Raw genomic sequence first — 18,412 nt, 5'->3', positions numbered from 1 at the left:
CAAAGGTAAACCCATGCGCAAAGATCCCTATGACGACGTCGATGACGTCCCGAGCCTCAGCGCCAAAGACGATGACGATGATTTTCTGCCACCGCCGGGTGCCCGCGAACGCACCACGGTGTATTCCCGCGACACGCCGGTGGTGAAGGTGAAGGCCCCCGGTACCGGCGCGTTGTGGGCGTTGATCTGTGTGTTGTTCATCGCGTTTTGTGGCCTGGGCTGGTGGAGTTTTCAGCAAGTGTCGTTGATGGAGCAGCAGCTGGTCGCGACCCAGGAAAGTTTCGCTCGCATCAGTGAGGAGGCGGCGGGGCGCTTGCAGGATATTTCCGGCAAGGTGGTCGCCACTGAGTCGATGGCGAGCAGCAGTGAAGCGTTGAAAGCGCAGATCAAGCAGTTGCAGGATCAGTTGGCCGATCAGAGCAGGCAGCAGCAGGGTGTGGCGGGTTTGCAGGGCGGGCTGGACAAGCGGCTGGAGCAGATCAGCACGCAGAGTGCGCAGCAGCAGGCGGTGAATCAGCAGTTGCAGGATCAGTTGAAAGCCGTGGCGACAGAGTTGGCGGCGTTGAAGGCGGCGGTGCCGGATGGCAAGTCGATTCAGGCTGAGCAGGAGCGGTTGGAATCGCAGTTGAAGGGTTTGACTGCGGATGTGGCGAACCTGAAGAAGGCGAACGGCAATCAGGCGATCGAGCAGCTTGAGCAGGATATGGTGGTGGTGAAGAGTGAGTTGGAGAATCGTCCGGCGGCGGCTGCTTCGTCGGGGGCGAGTCTGCAGGAGTTTGATGCGTTCCGTGGGCAGATGACGCGGACGATCAATACGTTGCAGAGTCAGATTCAGACGTTGTCGCAGCAGATTAATGCGCGGGGGCAATAGTTCGGGTAGTTCTGGAAGACGGCGTGCGATCGCCGCATCCATGCGGCTTGGCCCACTCCGCGAAACCTGCGTTCAGCCTGCACCCAAGTCGCGATTTGTGGTGACTGGGCTTGCTGCGTAGGAAGATCAAAAGCAAATCAAAAGCAGATCAAGAGCTTCCCGGCTGAAGCCGGTCCTACGGGTGCGTACGGTGCTTTTGTAGGACCGGCTTTAGCCGGGAAGAAGCCAGTGAGTGCGCCATCAGTTCTGATCGTTCCCACGCTCCGCGTGGGAACCCAGCCCTCGACGCTCCGCGTCCCTCCTGCTTACAGCGTCGGGTAGTCCAGATAGCCTTCGGCGCCTTTGCCGTAGAAGGTTTCAGGATGCGGCTCGTTGAGCGGGGCATCCTTGGCCAGACGCGCTGGCAGGTCAGGGTTGGCAATGAACGGCACGCCAAACGCCACGGCATCCGCCTTGCCGGTCGCCAGCCACTCGTTGGCGCTTTCTTTGGTGAATTTCTCGTTGGCGATGAACACCCCACCGAAGGCTTCTTTCAGGCGTGGGCCCAGGCTGTCGTCGAGTTCGCGTTCGCGGGCGCAGATGAAAGCGATGCCGCGTTTGCCCAGTTCGCTGGCGACGTAGGTGAAGGTCTCGGCCAGGTTGGCGTCGCCCATGTCATGGGCATCAGCGCGGGGTGCCAAGTGCACGCCGACGCGGCCAGCGCCCCAGACTTCAACGGCGGCGTCGGTCACTTCCAGCAACAGACGCGCGCGGTTTTCCAGCGAGCCGCCGTAGGCATCGGTGCGGGTGTTGGTGCTGGTTTGCAGGAACTGGTCGAGCAGGTAACCGTTGGCGCCGTGAATCTCGACGCCGTCAAAGCCCGCCGCCTTGGCGTTTTCGGCACCGACGCGGTAGGCGTCGACGATCTCTTCGATTTCCGCCAGTTCCAGTGCACGCGGGGTGACGAAGTCAGACAGCGGACGCACCAGGCTCACGTGGCCTTTTGGCTGGATCGCGCTCGGCGCAACCGGGGTTTCGCCGTTGAGGTAAGTCGGGTGCGAAACGCGACCCACGTGCCACAGTTGCAGCACGATCTTGCCGCCCGCCGCGTGCACGGCTTTGGTGATGTTGGCCCAGCCGCGCACCTGGTCGTTGGACCAGATGCCCGGGGTGTCAGGGTAGCCCACGCCCATCGGCATCACCGACGTGGCTTCGCTGATGATCAGGCCGGCCGAGGCGCGCTGTACGTAATACTCGGCCATCATCGCGTTGGGCACGCGGCCTTCGTCGGCGCGGCAGCGGGTCAGCGGCGCCATGACGATGCGGTTGGCCAGTTCCAGGTCGCCCATCTTGATCGGGTCAAAAATCGTGGTCATCGTGAAATCCTTTGTGCAGTCGGTAAAGGGTGGATCCGCAGGTTTCAAAAAATGAGGGTAATCAGCTCGTCGCGGCAGCCAGTTCGGCATCGTTGGGCTGACGGAAATTGATCAACGTGACCACCAGGGCAAGGACCGCCAGAGCGCCGGCTGCCAGCGGCACGGTGGTCAGGCCGAAACCATGGGCGATGACGCTGCCGCCAACCCAGGCGCCCAGCGCATTGCCGACGTTGAAGGCGCCGATGTTCAGGGTGGACACCAGATTGGGCGCGGCCTTGCCGAAGGTCACCACGTTGATCTGCAGCGCAGGCACAGCGGCGAACGCGGCAGTGGCCCAGAAAAACAGGGTGATCTCGGCCGGGATCAGCGCCGTACTGGTCCAGCTCAGCACCGTGGAGATCACCCCCATGGCGATGAACACGCCGATGAGCGTTGCGGCCAGTCGGCGGTCGGCAAGTTTGCCGCCAATGATATTGCCCAGCGTCAAACCGAGACCAATAAGCATCAGCGTCCAAGTCACGCCCAAAGGCGAGACGCCGGTGACTTCGCCCAACAGCGGCGCGACGTAGGTGAACAGCGCGAACACCGAGGCTGCGAACAGCGCGGTCATGCTCAGCGACAGCCAGATGCCTACGCCTTTGAGCGCAGCCAGCTCGGCGCGCATGTCGAGTTTCTCTTCGTCGCGTTTGCTCGGCAGGAAGCGAATCAGGCCGATGAAGGCGATGACGCCAATCACCGTGACGGCGAAGAAGGTCGAGCGCCAGCCGGCTTGTTGCCCCAGTGCGGTGCCCAGCGGGACGCCGAGGACGTTGGCCAGGGTCAGGCCGGTGAACATCAGCGCGACGGCCGAAGCGCGACGATTGGCCGGAACCAGTCCGGCCGCCACCACCGAACCGATGCCGAAGAACGCGCCGTGGCAGAGCGCGGTGACCACGCGGGCGAACATCAGGATGTTGTAGTCCGCCGCCAGTGCGCAGAGCAGGTTGCCGATAATGAAGATGCCCATCAGCGTGACCAGCGCACCCTTGCGCGGCAGCCTGGCGGTGGCCATGGCCATGAACGGCGCGCCGATCGCGACGCCCAGGGCGTAGCCGGTGACCAGCCAGCCGGCGCCGGGAATGCTGACGCCCAGGTCGCTGGCGACGTCGGGGAGCAGGCCCATGATGACGAACTCGGTCGTCCCGATGGCAAAGGCGCTCAGGGCCAGAATGAGTAATGAAAGGGGCACGTTGCGTCTCCTGAAAGGCGGGTGTGTGGCGAAGGGCTCAGAGCCGCTGCGTCAGTTGCTGCAAGAACGCCTGAATGACGTCTTCGTTGCGTTTGAAAAAATGCCACTGGCCGTGCTTCTGATTGGTGATCAATCCGGCCCGTTGCAACGTGGCCAGATGGGCCGAAACGGTCGACTGCGACAGACCGGCGCGCTGGTCGATCTGGCCGGCACAGACACCGCCATCAATCGTGTGACGCTGATCGGGGAAGGTCGCAACCGGGTCTTTGAGCCAGTCCAGAATCTGCCGGCGAACCGGATGAGCCAAGGCTTTAATGATTTCGTCGATGTCAATGTCAGTGGGCATGTCGTTCTCAGTGCAGGTGCGCTGTATCGCGATGGGGCGAACCTTATATCTATAAATCGCGATATACAAATATGAATCGGTGCTTAGCACAGGCTCAATCGTTATATCGGGTTATAACGATATGGTTTTGGGCCGGTGGTTTGGTAGAGCGTTCGAAGGCGATCCCGCTTTACAGGCGCAGGGAATGTGGCGACTGTACGAGCGTCATTGCGACTGAGTCCCCGCACATTCGGCGGAATCAGGCGCAGAAAAAAGGCTCGCAGCAATAGGCAACAACCATGAATTACCTCGCACACCTGCACCTCGGCGGGCAGGCGCCGGCGCAATTGCTGGGCAGCTTGTACGGCGACTTCGTCAAAGGGCTACTGCCCGGACGTTTCCCGGCGGACATCGAAAGCGCGATTCGCCTGCATCGGCGCATCGATGCGTTCACCGATTCGCACCCGCTGATCAAACAAGCGCTGGGGCGTTTTCCCGACGGCCGTCGGCGCTATGCCGGCATCGCACTGGATGTGTTTTTCGACCACTGCCTGGCGCGGGACTGGCATCGGTATTCAGACCAGCCTCTGGACGCCTTCACCCGCAAGGTCTACCGCGTGCTGGCCGATGAGCCTGCGTTGCCGGAGCGGCTGGCGCTGATTGCCCCGCGCATGGCAGCGCAGGACTGGTTGGGTTCGTACCGGGAATTTTCGGTGGTGGGCGATGCGCTGGCCGGCATCTCGCGGCGCTTGTCACGGCCGGAAGGGCTGGCCGGCGTCTACCAGGAACTGCACGCGCTGTATCGACCGCTGAGTGACGACTTCAGCGCGTTTTACCCTGAGCTTCAGGCGTTTGCTCAAGCGGCTTTGGCGGCGGACCCTACCGTCGCCGGTTGAACCGCCTCGCCGAACAACGCGATCTGCACCGCCTGCTGCGCTTCGAACGCCAGCGCTGCGCGTTCTTTCCCCTGGGAAGCGATCGGCGAGAGTAACTGGATGTGCACCTCACTCACCTCATTGGCAAACAGTCGACGCAGGTGCGAGAGCAGGTCGTCGTCGCCAATGAACGGCGCGATCTGATCCGCCTGGCCGTCCCGCACATATTGAATGGCAACCGGCTGCACCGGCACGCCGGTTTCAATCGCACTCGACAACAGGCGGCCGTGGAAGGTGCGCAAGCTGCGGCCGTCGGTGGTGGTGCCTTCCGGGAAGATCACCAGGGAATGCTTGCCCAGCAAGTGCTGGCCCATCTGCTTCTGAATCAGCTTGCTGTCGCCCGAGCCTCGGCGGATGAACAGTGTCCCGGCTTTCAGCGCCAGCCAGCCCGCCACCGGCCAGGTGCGCACCTCGGCTTTGGACAGGAACGACAGCGGCGCCAGCATCCCCAGCAGCGGGATGTCGGTCCACGACACGTGATTGCTCACCCACAACATTGGCTCGCTCGGCAGCTTGCCGCTGACTTTCACGCGAAACGGCAGCGCAGCACTCAGGCGCGCCATGAACCAGGCGGTCCAGCGCTGGCGACGGGCCATGGAATTGCCGATGCGCAGGCGTTCCATCAAGGTAAAAGTGCCGGCGATGCTCAGGCCCAGCGCAATGACCCAAAGCACCCGCACCACGCGCGCATGACTGCGCCACGTGCTCATCACACCGCAGCCTTGAAGTGGCGGGCGTAGCGGGGGCACAAGTCGTCACGTTTGAGCAGGATGAAGACGTCGGCAACCTGGAAATCTTCGTCCCAGCACGGTTCGCCGCAGATCTTCGCGCCCAGGCGCATGTAGGCCTTGAGCAGCGGCGGCATCTCGCAGATCACGTTGTTGGGCAGGTCCAGCGTCGGCAGGGGATTCTTCGGTTCGGCGCGCAGGTGCTCGGTGCACAGATAGCGTTCGCGCAGGCGCTGCATGATCGCGTGGGCCTGAATGCCGCCGTCCTGCATCGGAATGCTGGCGCAGCCCATCAGGTAGCTGTAGCCGCCTTCGTTGAGGATCTCGGCCAATTCGCTCCACAACACGGCGATGGTGCCGCCGTTGCGGTAGGAAGGATCGACACAGGTGCGACCCAGTTCCAGGATCGGGCCCTGCAAATGGCGCAGTCCATGGAGGCTGAATTCTTCTTCGCTGTAGAACTGGCCCAGGGTATTTGCGGCTTTGTGGTCCAGCAAACGGGTGGTGGCGACCAGGCGACCACTGCTCAGGTCCCGCACGCCGATGTGCACGCAGTGAACGTCATAATCATCGACGTCCAGGCCCAGCTCGGCGCCCTTGAGCCTGGCGTTGAACTCGCCACTGAACACACTGAAGCGCAAAGCCTGTGCTTCCTGCAGGGCCTTCTCACCGACCAGGCGTTCTGCCTGCAGGCGACGTTCGGTTCGGGTGTCTCGAATGCTGGCGATCTGAGTCATGCGGCGTCTCCGTAATCCCGCCTTCGTCCAGGCGGGTCGACTGATTGTTCGAGCATTGCTGTACGAATTCAGGCTAGGGAGAGGCCGTGTCACCACCATTAAGCTTTGGTGATGGTTGCGTGACAGGGGGTTGGGTTCCCTGTGCTGTCATTTTTGCCTGCTAGGGTTGCCTGCATCCGAGCCCGAGTCCCCTTCATGACCCGTCTGCTGTTCACCCTCGCGCTGTTCCTCATCAGCTGTTCGGCCGCTGCCGAAAGCTGGCCCGCGCCGGAGTGGTCCGAGCGCCCGCTCAGTGAAAACGCTGCCGTAGCTGCCCTCGACGCCTACGCCTTCCCGCCCCGCGACGAGGTCGAACGCAAAGGCGTGCGCACGGATGCGCTGCTGATCATTCACGACGGCGAAGTGGTGTATGAACGCTATGGCGGCGTGACCCGGGCAGACACCCCGCACCTGACCTGGTCGATCAGCAAAAGCATTTTGGCCAGCGTGCTGGGCGTCGCCTTTGCTGAAGGCCGCTTCAAACTTGAGGACCCCGTCGCCCGGTTCTACCCGCCATTCAGCGTGCATCCCGACATCAAGCTTCAGGACCTGCTGCACTGGGCCTCAGGGCTGAACTGGCAGGAGGACTACGAATACGCGCCGCTCAACTCGTCAGTCGTGGCGATGCTGTACACCCGAGGGCGCGGTGACATGGCGCGGTACACCGCCGAGCACGGCGTCGCCAGTGCGCCGGGCACTTCATACCGGTATTCCAGCGGCGACAGCACTGTCCTCGCCGCTGCACTGAAAGGCATGGTCGGTGACAGCGCTTACGCGGATTACCCGTGGACTGCGTTGTTCGACCCGCTGGGCATCACCAGCGCCACGTGGGAACGCGACGCCACCGGCACCTTCGTCGGATCGTCCTACGCGTACATGACAGCCCGCGACCTGGCGCGCATCGGCCTGCTGATGGAACGCGGCGGGTGCTGGCAAGACCGCCAGTTGCTGCCCAGGGCCTGGGTTGATTTCAACCTGACGCCGTTCAAATCCCTGACCCCGACGCCGACCGATGAAGCCCCCGGCGGTCATTGGTGGCTGAACAAAACCGCCGATGGCAAGCCTGGACCGTGGCCAGACGCACCGGCGGACACCTTTGCCGCCCTTGGCCACTGGGGCCAGGCGCTCTACGTCATCCCCAGCGCGGGACTGGTGATCGTTCGCTACGCCGACGATCGCGACGGCAGCTACGACCACAATCAGTTGCTCAAGCTGGCGCTGACCGCAGTGGTCGGGGAGGGTGGCAAATGATCGCTCGCAACGCATTCATCCGACGCCGCCCGTTCAGCAGTCTCGCCCTACTGGTGCTGCTGATCATCGCCGGCCTGATCTGGAACTGGCGGGTTCAGCTGCAGGTATTTCCCAGCATCATCAGCGCCTATACCGCCAAGGAATATTGCTCGTGCCGCTTCGTCATGAACAACCCGGCGGACTATTGCCACAGCTACGTCAAACAGTGGCTGCCCAGCACGATCAACGAGGATGCCCTGAACAAGCGCATCACCGCGACAGGGCTGGGCCGCGAAAGCGAAGCGCGCTGGGAAGGCCAGCGCCAGGGCTGCCGGCTGTCATCGCCGGTGCCGTAGAACGTTGAAGTTTGCCTGCGGTCAGACAGGCGGATAGGGTTGCGTATCGCACCCTCTGGAGTCTGCATGTCCATTCGCATTCCATCCTCGCTTGTCCGCCCGGCAAGCGCTGCTCAAACCTGCCTGCTGACCGCCACGGCGAGCCGCCCATGAGGGGCGCGATTTTTCCGTGGCGCGAAGACAACCAGTTCAACCTGCTGATCGACGGCCCTGCGTTTTTTCCGCGCATGATCGCCGCGATCGAAGGTGCGCAGCAGCAGATCGAGCTCGAACTGTATCTGGTCGAAGCCGGGGCCTGTGCCGAAGCGATCGTCCAGGCGCTGGTGGGTGCGGCGAGTCGCGGGGTCATCGTGCGCTGTCTGTTCGATGATTTCGGCTCGGCGGCGTTCACGATCGGCTTGCGCAAGCGCCTTACCGATTCGGGCGTGATCCTGCGTTTCTATAACCGGGTGCATTGGCGACGCGGCCTGCGCAACCTTTACCGCGACCACCGCAAACTGCTGTTGGTGGACAAGGAGCTGGCGGTGGTGGGCGGGACGGGGGTCACCGATGAATTCTGGCGCCCGGACCTGAACAGCAGCGAGTGGCATGAGGTGATGGTCGAGATTCGCGGCCCGCTGGTGATTGACTGGCAAGCGCTGTTCGATCGCCAGTTCCACGCCAACCCTCGGCGGCGGGCGTGGCGGCCAGCGGAAAACTTTGGTCTGCCGCGCCTGCCCAAGGCGCCCGTCGGTGGGCATGGGCTGGGGCGCGTGGCGTATGCCGATTCCCGTCAGCATCGGGATATCGTGCAGTCCCTGGTGCGCGCGCTGAACACCAGCAAGACGCGCATCTGGCTGGCGACGCCGTATTTTCTGCCGACCTGGAAAGTCCGCCGCGCGTTGCGTCGTGCGGCCTCTCGGGGCGTCGACGTGCGCTTGTTGCTGACCGGGCCGCGCACCGATCACCCCTCGGTTCGTTACGCCGGCCACCGTTATTACCCGCGCCTGCTCAAGGCCGGGGTGAAAATTTTCGAATACCAGCCGTGCTTCCTGCACCTGAAGATGGTGCTGATCGACGACTGGGTCAGCGTAGGCTCCTGCAACTTCGATCACTGGAACCTGCGCTTCAACCTGGAAGCCAACCTCGAAGCGATTGACCCCGCGCTGACTCACGCCGTGGCCACGAGCTTCACCAAGGATTTCGCCGTCAGCAGCCAAATCACCCTAGAGGGATGGAAGGCCAGGCCGCTGTGGCGACGGGTTCAGGAGCGGGTCTGGGGATGGCTGGATCGGCTAGTGGTGAATGTGCTGGATCGGCGGGGGTAAACGCCCCCAACCCATCGCCCACAAAAAAGCCCGACTCACAGGTCGGGCTTTTTCGTTGTAGCGATCGAAATGCTTACTGCACCTCTACCGCCAGGCTCTCACTGATCTTCTTCTGCCAGATGGCGGGACCCGTGATGTGAACCGACTCGCCCTTGCTGTCGACAGCAACCGTCACCGGCATGTCCTTGACCTCGAACTCGTAGATCGCTTCCATGCCCAGTTCCGGGAAGGCCAGCACTTGCGACTTCTTGATCGCCTGAGCGACCAGATACGCGGCGCCGCCAACGGCCATCAGGTAAACCGCTTTATTGTCCTTGATCGCTTCGATGGCGGTCGGGCCGCGCTCGGATTTGCCGATCATGCCCAACAGGCCGGTCTGCTCAAGGATCTGGCGGGTGAACTTGTCCATCCGCGTCGCCGTGGTCGGACCGGCAGGGCCCACCACTTCGTCACCCACTGGATCGACCGGGCCGACGTAATAGATGAAGCGACCCTTCAGGTCCACCGGCAGGGTTTCGCCCTTGTTCAGCATCTCGACCATGCGCTTGTGCGCCGCGTCTCGGCCGGTGAGCATTTTGCCGTTGAGCAGGACCGTTTCGCCCGGCTTCCAGCTCTGCACGTCTTCCGGTGTCAGCGTGTCGAGGTTGACGCGGCGGGCCGACGGGCCGGCTTCCCAGACGATCTCCGGGTAAGCGTCCAGCGGCGGCGCTTCCAGCGAAGCCGGCCCGGAGCCGTCGAGCACAAAGTGGGCATGACGGGTGGCGGCGCAGTTGGGGATCATGCACACCGGCAGGGACGCGGCGTGGGTCGGGTAGTCCATGATCTTGACGTCGAGCACGGTGGTCAGACCGCCAAGGCCCTGGGCGCCGATGCCCAGCTGGTTGACCTTCTCGAACAGCTCCAGACGCATTTCTTCCAGACGGTTCGACGGGCCGCGTGCCTTGAGCTCGTGGATGTCGATGGATTCCATCAGGACTTCCTTGGCCATCACCGCAGCTTTTTCGGCCGTACCGCCGATGCCGATGCCGAGCATGCCCGGCGGGCACCAGCCAGCGCCCATGGTCGGCACGGTTTTCAGCACCCAGTCGACGATGGAGTCGGACGGGTTGAGCATCGCCATCTTCGATTTGTTTTCCGAACCGCCGCCCTTGGCCGCCACGTCCACTTCCACGGTGTTGCCCGGGACGATGGAGTAGTGGATGACCGCAGGTGTGTTGTCCTTGGTGTTCTTGCGGGCGCCGGCCGGATCGGCGAGGATCGAGGCGCGCAGGACGTTTTCCGGCAGGTTGTAGGCGCGACGCACACCTTCGTTGATCATGTCGTCCAGGCCCATGGTGGCGCCATCCCAGCGCACGTCCATGCCGACACGGACGAACACGGTGACGATGCCGGTGTCCTGGCAGATCGGCCGATGACCGGTGGCGCACATGCGCGAATTGATCAGAATCTGGGCCATGGAATCCCGTGCGGCAGGGGATTCCTCACGCAGGTAGGCCTCGTGCATGGCCTGGATGAAGTCAACGGGGTGGTAATAAGAAATGAACTGCAAGGCGTCAGCGACACTCTGGATCAGGTCGTCTTGCTTGATCACGGTCATTGGGCGCGCTCCTCTGATTTGGCGGGAACATTCTAATTGCGGGTGGCGACGGGACCGCTTGGGCCGGACGAAAGCATCTTGATCAGGCGTCAGACAGCCGGGCAACACCTCGGCGTGGTCAGGGTAAAAAAGGCGCGGCAGTATAACCCGAGGTCGATTAAGGTACATCCGCCAAAGGCCAAACCGTCGTCGAAAACGCCGTACGGCACCCGCACTGAATCATGCATGAAACAGATTGCTACGGCTGTCCGGAAAGACAGGGATTTGAATAGTCATTTTTTTACGCAAGCACTACAGTGGCAAGCTGCCTGCATTACCGCGCACGGCGCAGGAAGGTTTTGATCTGGTGCCTGAAAAGTGTCACAGGTCATCTTGCCGGTACGGGACGGACCCTTAATACCCATGATGAGTCAACGAGTGACTGCCCAAACTATCCAGCGTTTGCTGCTGAAACGTTTCGCGCTCGCTACCGGCACCTATGTGCTGGGGCTGATGCTCGTATGGATGGCGTATTTTACCGGCTACTATCAAGCCACCTTCTTCGGGATCTGGTGCACCAGTGTGCTGGTGCTTTTCTGTCAGGCCGCCTTGAGCCTGGTGTTTTTCGGTGGCTACAACCGACGCTTCAAAGACCCCAGCCTGACCGAGTTTCAGGTGCTCCTTGGGCTGGCCTGGCAGACGTTTCTCATCAGCCATATGGAAGCCTCCCGCGGCACATTTCTGATCATTTACGTGCTGGTGCTGATGTTCGGATTGTTTCACCTGCGCCCCAGTATTTTCGCCCGCTGCGCCCTGTTTGCCTTGCTGGGATTCGCCGGGATCAACCTGTGGGACGCCAGTCGCGGGCGCCTGGCCGATCCGGGGCTGGCGGCGATTCAGACCTGCGCGTTGTTCATCGTTTTTTCCTGGCTGTGCCTGTTCGCGCGCTTCGTGCAGAACTCGCGCAACCGCATGCATCAGCGCCGCATCACCTTGCAGGCGCATCAGGAAACCCTGCGCGGCATGATGCTGCAGCTCGAAGAACTGGCGTCCACCGACGAGCTGACCAACCTCTGTAACCGCCGTCACTTCCTGCGGATCGCCACCCGCGAACTCGAACACATGGACGGCAATTACACCGCCGGACTGGCGCTCATCGATCTTGATCACTTCAAGCGCGTCAACGATATCCATGGGCACGCCGCGGGTGACCGGGTGCTGCAGATGTTCGGCAAAACCGCGGCCCAGTGCCTGCGCTCCGATGACATTCTCGCGCGCTATGGCGGTGAAGAATTCGTCTTGCTGATCCCGCGCTGCACCCGTGCGCAACTGGTCGACTGCTGTGAGCGCATCCGGCTCGCCTTCACCCATGTCACGCTGCCCGAGTTCCCTGAGCTGGACCTGAGCCTGTCGATCGGCATGACGGTTATCGAGCGCGGCGATCACATGGACCGGGCGCTGCAACGGGCCGACCAGTCGCTGTATCGCGCCAAGCACCAGGGCCGCAACCGCTGCCACGGCGCCTGGGATTACGCCGATGCCTGAGTTGCGAGTGGGCGACCGGCAATGGTCGGTGGCGCTTGCGGCCAATTTGCTGGATGCCCTCAACGACGCCGGATTGTCCGTCCCCTACAGCTGCCGCGCCGGCAGTTGCCACGCGTGCATGGTTCGTTGCGTCAGTGGTGATCCGGCGGATGCCGCGCCCGATGCGCTGGATGCCGACAAGCGCGCCCACGGCTGGCGGCTGTCGTGCCAGTGCCGGGTGACGAGCGACCTGACCGTTGAAATCTTCGACCCCTTGCGCGATGGCTTGCCGTCGACAGTCGTGGGTGCTGACTGGCTGAGCCCGTCGGTGTTGCGCCTGCGACTGAACCCCGAACGCCCGTTGCGCTACCGCGTCGGCCAGCATCTGGTGCTGTGGACTGCTAGCGGCGTGGCGCGCCCGTATTCGTTGGCGAGCGTGCCGGGGGACGAGCCCTTTCTGGAATTTCACATCGATTGCCAGCGTCCGGGCGCTTTCGCTGATGTCGCCCGCACGCTACAACCGGGCGATCCGATCCGCCTCGGCGAACTCCAGGGCGGTGCGCTGCGCTACGACCCCGACTGGCAGGACCGGCCGTTGTTGCTGCTGGCCGCAGGCACCGGATTGGCGCCGCTATGGGGTGTGCTGCGCGAGGCGTCGCGGCAGGGCCATCAGGGTGAGATTCGCCTGATACATCTGGCGCGCGAGCCTCAAGAGCATTATCTGGCGGAGGCTCTCGGCGAGCTGGCGATCCAGCATCCGAACCTGCACGTGGAGTCGATCGAGCTGGCGGACTTCTCGGCCGTGCTGAGTGGGTTGCGCGTGACGTCTCGTCAGACCATTGCGCTGGTCTGCGGGTCGCCTGCCAGCGTCGAGGCGTTCTCGAAGCGGTTGTTCATTGCCGGGTTGCCCCGTGGTCAGTTACTGGCGGACGTATTTGTGGAGAAGGGCTGACAGTCCATGGGTTCAAAGACATAAAAAAGCCCCGCACTCTCACGAGGCGGGGCTTTTTAGTGTGGCGGTGTCGCTTAAACCATTGGGTCGCCGACGTGCAGGATCTTCATGCCGTTGGTGCCGCCGATGGTGTGGTAGCTGTCGCCCTTGGTCAGGATGACCCAGTCGCCTTGCTCGACCAGACCGCGCTTGACCAGTTCGTCCACAGCCGACTGGCTGACCTGACCGGCCGGCAGTGCCGCCGGGTCGAACGGAATGGTGTAAACGCCACGGAACATCGCCGCGCGCGCCTGGGTGCCGCGGTGCGGGGAGAACGCGTAGATCGGCACCGAGGAGCGAATGCGCGACATGATCAGCGGGGTATAGCCGCTTTCGGTCAACGCGATGATCGCTTTCACGCCAGGGAAGTGGTTGGCGGTGTACATGGCGGCCAGCGCGATGCTCTCGTCACAACGGGTGAATGAGTGACCGACGCGGTGGCTGGAGGTCTTGCCGGTCGGATGACGCTCGGCACCGACGCAAATACGCGCCATCGCCTCCACGGCTTCGACCGGATACGAACCGGCGGCACTTTCAGCGGACAGCATCACGGCGTCGGTGTAGTCGAGCACGGCGTTGGCCACGTCGGACACTTCAGCGCGAGTGGGCATCGGGCTGGAAATCATCGATTCCATCATCTGCGTGGCAACGATCACCGCCTTGTTGTGGCGACGTGCGTGCAGGATGATTTTCTTCTGGACGCCCACAAGCTCCGCGTCGCCGATTTCCACGCCCAGGTCGCCACGGGCAACCATGACCGCGTCACTGGCGCGGATCAGCGCATCGAGGGTTTCGTCGTCGGCAACGGCTTCGGCGCGTTCGATCTTCGCCACCAGCCAGGCCGTGCCGCCGGATTCGTCACGCAGCTTGCGTGCGTATTCCATGTCGGCCGCATCCCGCGGGAACGAAACGGCCAGGTAATCCAGGTCCATTTCGGCAGCGAGCTTGATGTCCTGCTTGTCTTTCTCGGTCAGCGCCGGAGCCGTGAGACCGCCGCCGCGACGGTTGATGCCTTTGTGATCCGACAGCGGGCCGCCGATGGTCACGGTGCAATGCAGTGCGTCGGCGGTTTGCGTGTCAACGCGCATGACCACGCGTCCATCGTCCAGCAGCAGCTCGTCGCCGACGCCGCAGTCCTTGACCAGATCGGGGTAATCGATACCGACGATGTCCTGGTTGCCGTCGGTCAGAGGATGGCTGGTGGAGAAGATGAACTTGTCACCTACCTTCAGCTCGATCTTCTTGTTGACGAATTTGGCGATGCGGATTTTCGGGCCTTGAAGGTCACCCAGCAACGCGACGAACCGGCCGTTCTTGGCGGCGATGTCGCGGATCAGCTTCGCGCGAGCCTTGTGCTCGTCGGGCGTGCCGTGGGAGAAGTTAAGGCGGGCGACGTCCAGGCCAGCAAGAATCAGCTTCTCGATGACTTCTGGCGAATTACTGGCAGGGCCAAGTGTGGCTACGATTTTGGTGCGGCGAACGGTCATGCACAAACTCCTTAAATGAAGCGCAGCGAGAGGCTACTACTGTATTGCTCTGTAGTCATTGTTCCTTTGCACTACCTGCCCCCCGGATCGCTGGGCAATCGGCAGGTCGGCGGCCGTCAAATCGACCTTGAAGAAATCCCGGAATACGCCGATACAAGGGCTGAGCACAGGAGACTCTCATGCGAATCGTGATGATATTAGTGGCGCTGCTTGCCTTGGGTGGCTGCACCCGCTGGGCAATGAACAGCCATTTGAACAACGCCAACCGCGCCTACGCACAGGGCGACTGTGACGCGGTGATGTACAACCTGTCGAAAGTTGATCGCGAGAGCCGTTCGCGTCGCTACGTCCAGCCCGAAGTGTCGATGTTGCGGGGCCAGTGCCTGGAACGCCAGAAGTTCTATATGGATGCCGTGCAGACCTACCAGTACATCATCAGCCAGTTCCCGGAAAGCGAGTACGCGTTCCGCGCCAAGGCCCGTCTGGACACCCTGCACCAACTGGGGCATGACAACCTCGCGCCGCCTGCCACACCGCGTGCTGCTTCACGCTAGTTACACCCGACTGGATATACGGTCGCGTTTTCGTGTGGATATCGGGAAAACCTGAGCTAGGCTGCGATGAGTAGGGACCTAAGTGTTTTGACGAAGGCGGCAGCGCCACTGATCCGAAAGCAGGGTGATAAGCGGGGTTATCGCTGATCGGCCACTCGGATCAGTGACTTTTGCCAGTGCCGAATGAGTCAGATGTCGTCATCGGTTTTTCAACTGATGGATTCTGGCGTCACGGGTCTGGCAGTTCCGTGCAGCCGAATCCCAAAGCACTAGCGCGGCCATGCTCAATGGTCATCTCAGGGCGAGTGTCCGAATGCTTAATGAAAGACGAATCGAACGTCACCAACTGCCTTACTACCTGCAAGTGTTCAACCGGTATACCGATAAACCGTTGGGTTGCCTGGGTAACGTGTCTGAGCAAGGCCTGATGCTGATCAGCGATCTGCCCATTCTGGTGGGGGCTGATTTTCAGCTGCGCCTGAAGGTGCCCGACGGCAAGAACGGCCTGTACAACATCGATATCGACGCCAGCTGCCTGTGGTGTCATGAAGACGAGACCCCACGCGTGTTCGATTCCGGCTTCCGCCTGCAAGCGGCGCCGGCGGAATACTTTGTCCTCATTCAGGCCTTGCAGCACTACTTCAGTTTCTATCCGCTGGAGGCGTCCGCCTGAAGGCAGGCGCCCTACAAAGCCCCGGCCTTTTTCCAGCTCATGTATCGGCTGACCAACTCCGGCCCCAACTCACTGGGGCGCACATCCAGCACAGGGATGCCATGGGCGACCAAACGCTCATGCAGCCCGCTGCGTGCGTTGAGCAGATCGACCGTCCCACAATAGTCCACAGCCTCTTGCCAGGTCTGCACCGGCGCTTGACGCAGATTGTCGAGCACGGCCTCGCGCAGACTGGCGATCAGCACGCGATGATGTCGACTCAGCTGTTTGACCGCTTCCAGTAGCTGCTCGTCATCCTCGTCCCGCAAGTTGGTGATCAACACCACCAACGCCCGGCGTTTCTGCCGCGCGAGGATATTTCGCATTGCTACCGCGTAATCGGCGGGGCGCTGGGTCGCGTTGACGTTGTAGAGGTGATTCAACAGCACGTTCAGCTGGCCGGCGCCTTTGACGGGGGGCAGATGCCGGTCCTGTTCGCCCGCGAAGGTTGAAAGACCGACCGCGTCGCCCTGACGCAACGCCACGTAGCTCAGCAGCAGGCAGGCGTTCAGCCCATGGTCGAAGTGCGTCAGCTCCCCGTCCTGGCTGCGCATGCGTCTGCCGCAGTCGAGCATGAACAGGATTTGCTGATCGCGCTCATCCTGATATTCCCGCGCAATGGGCGCGCGATGCCGGGCCGTGGCCTTCCAGTCGATCTGACGCAGGCTGTCGCCTTCACGAAATTCGCGCAGCTGATGAAATTCCCGGCCCAGCCCCCGGCGCGGCTGTTGGCGGATGCCGATCTGCCTGAGCCAGTTCTCGACGCCCAGCAATTGCCCGTTGTGCAAACGGGCGAAATCCGGGTACACCCGGACAGCGTCATGGGTGGGCACATAACGTCGGGATGACCACAGGCGCAGCGGGCTGCGGATAAGGATCTCGGTCCGTTCGAAGGTGAAATCCCCGCGACTGGCCGGACGCAGCCGATAGGTCAGCTGGGCGGTGCGCTGTGGGCGCAGCACGACGTCCTGGGGCAGATTCTCGGTGTCGTAGCGGGCATCCGGCTCCGAAGGCCCATGATCAAAAAGGGTTAAGGAAAGCGCGCGAGGTGAATCGTGTTCCAGCTCGACCCGCACCTCGCTCCAGCGTCCCATCCCCAGGCTGCCGGCCAGGTGCCGCTTGGCCCGAGGGGAGGGCAGACGCCACAGCCACGCGGCATCCAACGCAGCGACGGCAGTCATCACACACAGCAGGGTCCAGAAAAAGCCGTCCAGCCGGGCAGCCGGGCCGCGGCCCAATGCCTGCAGAATGCCGAGCAGCACCGAGACGCCGAGGAGGACGGCCAGCCACCAGAGCATGCGTGTCGACGGCTTGAGCAGTTGCTTCATCGACGCGGCGCCGCCACCTGATCCAGCAATTGCTTGAGCACGTGATCCACTGACAAGCCTTCGATGTCCAGCTCCGGCGCTAGCCTCACTCGATGACGCAGCACCGCCAGCGCGCAGCCTTTGACGTCGTCAGGTACGACGAACTCGCCGCCACGCAACAGCGCCCGTGCGCGCGCTCCCCGAATCAGTGCGATGGACGCCCGCGGCCCTGCGCCGAGTGTCAGGCCCGGCCACGTGCGAGTGGTGCGAGCCAGCCGCACGGCGTAATCGAGGACCTGTTCATCCACCGGCAGATCGCCGGCGATGCGTTGCAGCGCCAGCACATCTTTTGCCTGCATCAAGGTGCGAAGGGGCTGGACATCGAGCATGTCGGAGCGCGTCGAGCGGGTGACCTGGCGGACCATCTCCAGCTCCTGATCGGCCTGGGGATAATCCATGCGGACCTTGAGCATGAAGCGGTCGAGCTCGGCTTCGGGCAGCGGGTAAGTGCCTTCCTGCTCGATCGGGTTCTGCGTCGCCAGCACCATGAAGGGTTGCGGCACCGGCAGCGCGCGGCCTTCCAGTGTGACCTGACGTTCCTGCATCGCCTCTAGCAGCGCGGCCTGGGTCTTGGCTGGGGCGCGGTTGATCTCGTCCGCGAGCAGCAGATGGGTGAACAGCGGCCCTTTGCGCAGCTTGAACTGCTCGCTCTGCATGTCGTACACGGCATGGCCGGTCACGTCGCTGGGCATCAGATCAGGGGTGAACTGAATGCGCGCAAACTCGCCGCCGAAGCACCGGGCCAGCGCCCGCACCAGCAGCGTCTTGCCCAGCCCCGGCACGCCTTCGAGCAACACATGACCGCCGCCAATCAGCGCGGTCAATACATCATCGATGACGGCGTCCTGGCCGATGACTGCTTTTTGCAACTCATGCCGCACCGCTTGGGCCAGATGAATCGCGCGCTGGCGCTGCTGAGCCGGATGGCTGGCCGAAGCGGTGACCGGCTCGGTGTGCTTGTGGTCCACGGCTGGGGTTTCAGAGGGAGAAGGGTGATCGGCTGCGTGGCCCGGGTTCGCTGAGTGATCGCTCAGTGGTTCTCGAACCGTGTCGACTGTCGAATCTGTTTTATCTGTCATGGATCAGGTGC

At 62.6% G+C, this 18,412-nt stretch carries 18 protein-coding genes; 9 read left to right on the top strand and 9 right to left on the bottom strand.

The genetic code is table 11. From position 1 onward, the window contains the following. The first annotated feature begins 13 nt into the window (after positions 1–13). Positions 14–871 carry an ATPase gene (locus ABEH28_RS18700; RefSeq protein WP_346630795.1) on the top strand — a complete coding sequence of 286 codons (858 nt, stop codon included), beginning with the start codon at positions 14–16 and terminating at the stop codon, positions 869–871. A 305-nt stretch (positions 872–1,176) separates the two neighbouring features. Here ABEH28_RS18700 and ABEH28_RS18695 read toward each other — a convergent pair whose 3' ends face one another. From ABEH28_RS18695 to ABEH28_RS18685, 3 genes are all read right to left on the bottom strand, one after another. After that, the gene (locus ABEH28_RS18695; RefSeq protein ID WP_282365964.1) at positions 1,177–2,226 is read right to left on the bottom strand and encodes an alkene reductase; all 1,050 of its coding nucleotides are present in this window, start codon (positions 2,224–2,226) and stop codon (positions 1,177–1,179) included. A 61-nt stretch (positions 2,227–2,287) separates the two neighbouring features. Next, positions 2,288–3,454, bottom strand: a complete 1,167-nt coding sequence (locus ABEH28_RS18690) for an MFS transporter (protein WP_346630794.1) — start codon at positions 3,452–3,454, stop codon at positions 2,288–2,290. Positions 3,455–3,491: 37 nt separating this feature from the next. Continuing rightward, on the bottom strand, positions 3,492–3,800 hold the full coding sequence (locus ABEH28_RS18685) for a helix-turn-helix transcriptional regulator (protein ID WP_296310764.1): 309 nt from the start codon (positions 3,798–3,800) through the stop codon (positions 3,492–3,494). 278 nt (positions 3,801–4,078) lie between these two features. Here ABEH28_RS18685 and ABEH28_RS18680 point away from each other — a divergent pair, with 278 nt between their 5' ends. Next, a complete protein-coding gene (locus ABEH28_RS18680; RefSeq protein ID WP_192171723.1) occupies positions 4,079–4,675 on the top strand; it encodes an ACP phosphodiesterase in 597 nt (198 codons plus the stop codon). On the opposite strand, the gene ABEH28_RS18675 is transcribed toward ABEH28_RS18680, so the two are convergent. Further along, positions 4,636–5,424, bottom strand: a complete 789-nt coding sequence (locus ABEH28_RS18675; RefSeq protein ID WP_346630793.1) for a lysophospholipid acyltransferase family protein — start codon at positions 5,422–5,424, stop codon at positions 4,636–4,638. The genes ABEH28_RS18680 and ABEH28_RS18675 overlap by 40 nt on opposite strands. After that, positions 5,424–6,179, bottom strand: a complete 756-nt coding sequence (olsB, locus tag ABEH28_RS18670; protein WP_192171721.1) for an L-ornithine N(alpha)-acyltransferase — start codon at positions 6,177–6,179, stop codon at positions 5,424–5,426. The genes ABEH28_RS18675 and olsB overlap by 1 nt, the downstream gene beginning before the upstream one ends. A 195-nt stretch (positions 6,180–6,374) precedes the next feature. Between olsB and ABEH28_RS18665 the strand changes: the two genes are divergently transcribed. From ABEH28_RS18665 to ABEH28_RS18655, 3 genes are all read left to right on the top strand, one after another. Next, on the top strand, positions 6,375–7,469 hold the full coding sequence (locus tag ABEH28_RS18665) for a serine hydrolase (RefSeq protein ID WP_346630792.1): 1,095 nt from the start codon (positions 6,375–6,377) through the stop codon (positions 7,467–7,469). After that, positions 7,466–7,804: an amidase gene (locus ABEH28_RS18660; protein ID WP_346630791.1), complete on the top strand. Its 339-nt coding sequence runs from the start codon at positions 7,466–7,468 to the stop codon at positions 7,802–7,804. Before ABEH28_RS18665 ends, ABEH28_RS18660 begins: the two co-directional genes overlap by 4 nt. Positions 7,805–7,953: 149 nt before the next feature. After that, positions 7,954–9,111 (top strand): phosphatidylserine/phosphatidylglycerophosphate/cardiolipin synthase family protein, encoded by a 1,158-nt coding sequence (locus ABEH28_RS18655; RefSeq protein WP_346630790.1) that lies wholly within the window; start codon positions 7,954–7,956, stop codon positions 9,109–9,111. A 73-nt stretch (positions 9,112–9,184) separates the two neighbouring features. Here the strand turns inward: ABEH28_RS18655 and ABEH28_RS18650 are convergent, their stop codons facing one another. After that, entirely contained in the window at positions 9,185–10,708 is a 1,524-nt protein-coding gene (locus tag ABEH28_RS18650; RefSeq protein ID WP_081567934.1) for a fumarate hydratase, read from the bottom strand. Between the two features lie 417 nt (positions 10,709–11,125). Here ABEH28_RS18650 and ABEH28_RS18645 point away from each other — a divergent pair, with 417 nt between their 5' ends. Beyond that, a complete protein-coding gene (locus tag ABEH28_RS18645; protein ID WP_192171717.1) occupies positions 11,126–12,232 on the top strand; it encodes a GGDEF domain-containing protein in 1,107 nt (368 codons plus the stop codon). Then, positions 12,225–13,163, top strand: a complete 939-nt coding sequence (locus ABEH28_RS18640) for an iron-sulfur-binding ferredoxin reductase (RefSeq protein ID WP_346630789.1) — start codon at positions 12,225–12,227, stop codon at positions 13,161–13,163. The genes ABEH28_RS18645 and ABEH28_RS18640 overlap by 8 nt, the downstream gene beginning before the upstream one ends. A 74-nt stretch (positions 13,164–13,237) precedes the next feature. On the opposite strand, the gene pyk is transcribed toward ABEH28_RS18640, so the two are convergent. Continuing rightward, positions 13,238–14,689 carry a pyruvate kinase gene (pyk, locus tag ABEH28_RS18635; protein ID WP_133772322.1) on the bottom strand — a complete coding sequence of 484 codons (1,452 nt, stop codon included), beginning with the start codon at positions 14,687–14,689 and terminating at the stop codon, positions 13,238–13,240. A gap of 179 nt (positions 14,690–14,868) precedes the next feature. Here pyk and ABEH28_RS18630 point away from each other — a divergent pair, with 179 nt between their 5' ends. Together ABEH28_RS18630 and ABEH28_RS18625 are read left to right on the top strand one after the other, a co-directional pair. Beyond that, positions 14,869–15,243, top strand: coding sequence for a tetratricopeptide repeat protein (locus tag ABEH28_RS18630; RefSeq protein ID WP_346630788.1), 375 nt, complete (start codon positions 14,869–14,871; stop codon positions 15,241–15,243). A 313-nt stretch (positions 15,244–15,556) separates the two neighbouring features. Further along, a complete protein-coding gene (locus ABEH28_RS18625; RefSeq protein ID WP_192171714.1) occupies positions 15,557–15,916 on the top strand; it encodes a PilZ domain-containing protein in 360 nt (119 codons plus the stop codon). Between the two features lie 11 nt (positions 15,917–15,927). Here the strand turns inward: ABEH28_RS18625 and ABEH28_RS18620 are convergent, their stop codons facing one another. Together ABEH28_RS18620 and ABEH28_RS18615 are read right to left on the bottom strand one after the other, a co-directional pair. Further along, positions 15,928–17,283, bottom strand: a complete 1,356-nt coding sequence (locus ABEH28_RS18620; protein WP_346630787.1) for a DUF58 domain-containing protein — start codon at positions 17,281–17,283, stop codon at positions 15,928–15,930. Next, complete coding sequence (locus ABEH28_RS18615; protein WP_346630786.1) at positions 17,280–18,290, bottom strand: MoxR family ATPase; 1,011 nt, start codon at positions 18,288–18,290, stop codon at positions 17,280–17,282. Before ABEH28_RS18615 ends, ABEH28_RS18620 begins: the two co-directional genes overlap by 4 nt. Positions 18,291–18,412: the final 122 nt, after the last annotated feature.

Origin of the sequence: Pseudomonas sp. Ps21-P2 (assembly GCF_039672565.1) — a bacterium.
Taxonomy (GTDB): Bacteria; Pseudomonadota; Gammaproteobacteria; order Pseudomonadales; family Pseudomonadaceae; genus Aquipseudomonas.
This window is presented reverse-complemented; position numbering and strand designations above follow the sequence as displayed.

Excerpts from the sequence above, each read along its gene's own strand:
- ABEH28_RS18655 (WP_346630790.1), top strand. The coding sequence starts at position 7,954 with ATGAGGGGCGCGATTTTTCCGTGGCGCGAAGACAACCAGTTCAACCTG.
- ABEH28_RS18650 (WP_081567934.1), bottom strand. The coding sequence starts at position 10,708 with ATGACCGTGATCAAGCAAGACGACCTGATCCAGAGTGTCGCTGACGCC.
- ABEH28_RS18685 (WP_296310764.1), bottom strand. The coding sequence starts at position 3,800 with ATGCCCACTGACATTGACATCGACGAAATCATTAAAGCCTTGGCTCAT.
- ABEH28_RS18680 (WP_192171723.1), top strand. The coding sequence starts at position 4,079 with ATGAATTACCTCGCACACCTGCACCTCGGCGGGCAGGCGCCGGCGCAA.
- ABEH28_RS18665 (WP_346630792.1), top strand. The coding sequence starts at position 6,375 with ATGACCCGTCTGCTGTTCACCCTCGCGCTGTTCCTCATCAGCTGTTCG.
- pyk (WP_133772322.1), bottom strand. The coding sequence starts at position 14,689 with ATGACCGTTCGCCGCACCAAAATCGTAGCCACACTTGGCCCTGCCAGT.
- ABEH28_RS18640 (WP_346630789.1), top strand. The coding sequence starts at position 12,225 with ATGCCTGAGTTGCGAGTGGGCGACCGGCAATGGTCGGTGGCGCTTGCG.
- ABEH28_RS18675 (WP_346630793.1), bottom strand. The coding sequence starts at position 5,424 with ATGAGCACGTGGCGCAGTCATGCGCGCGTGGTGCGGGTGCTTTGGGTC.
- ABEH28_RS18695 (WP_282365964.1), bottom strand. The coding sequence starts at position 2,226 with ATGACCACGATTTTTGACCCGATCAAGATGGGCGACCTGGAACTGGCC.
- ABEH28_RS18620 (WP_346630787.1), bottom strand. The coding sequence starts at position 17,283 with ATGAAGCAACTGCTCAAGCCGTCGACACGCATGCTCTGGTGGCTGGCC.
- ABEH28_RS18660 (WP_346630791.1), top strand. The coding sequence starts at position 7,466 with ATGATCGCTCGCAACGCATTCATCCGACGCCGCCCGTTCAGCAGTCTC.
- ABEH28_RS18625 (WP_192171714.1), top strand. The coding sequence starts at position 15,557 with ATGCTTAATGAAAGACGAATCGAACGTCACCAACTGCCTTACTACCTG.
- ABEH28_RS18630 (WP_346630788.1), top strand. The coding sequence starts at position 14,869 with ATGCGAATCGTGATGATATTAGTGGCGCTGCTTGCCTTGGGTGGCTGC.
- olsB (WP_192171721.1), bottom strand. The coding sequence starts at position 6,179 with ATGACTCAGATCGCCAGCATTCGAGACACCCGAACCGAACGTCGCCTG.
- ABEH28_RS18700 (WP_346630795.1), top strand. The coding sequence starts at position 14 with ATGCGCAAAGATCCCTATGACGACGTCGATGACGTCCCGAGCCTCAGC.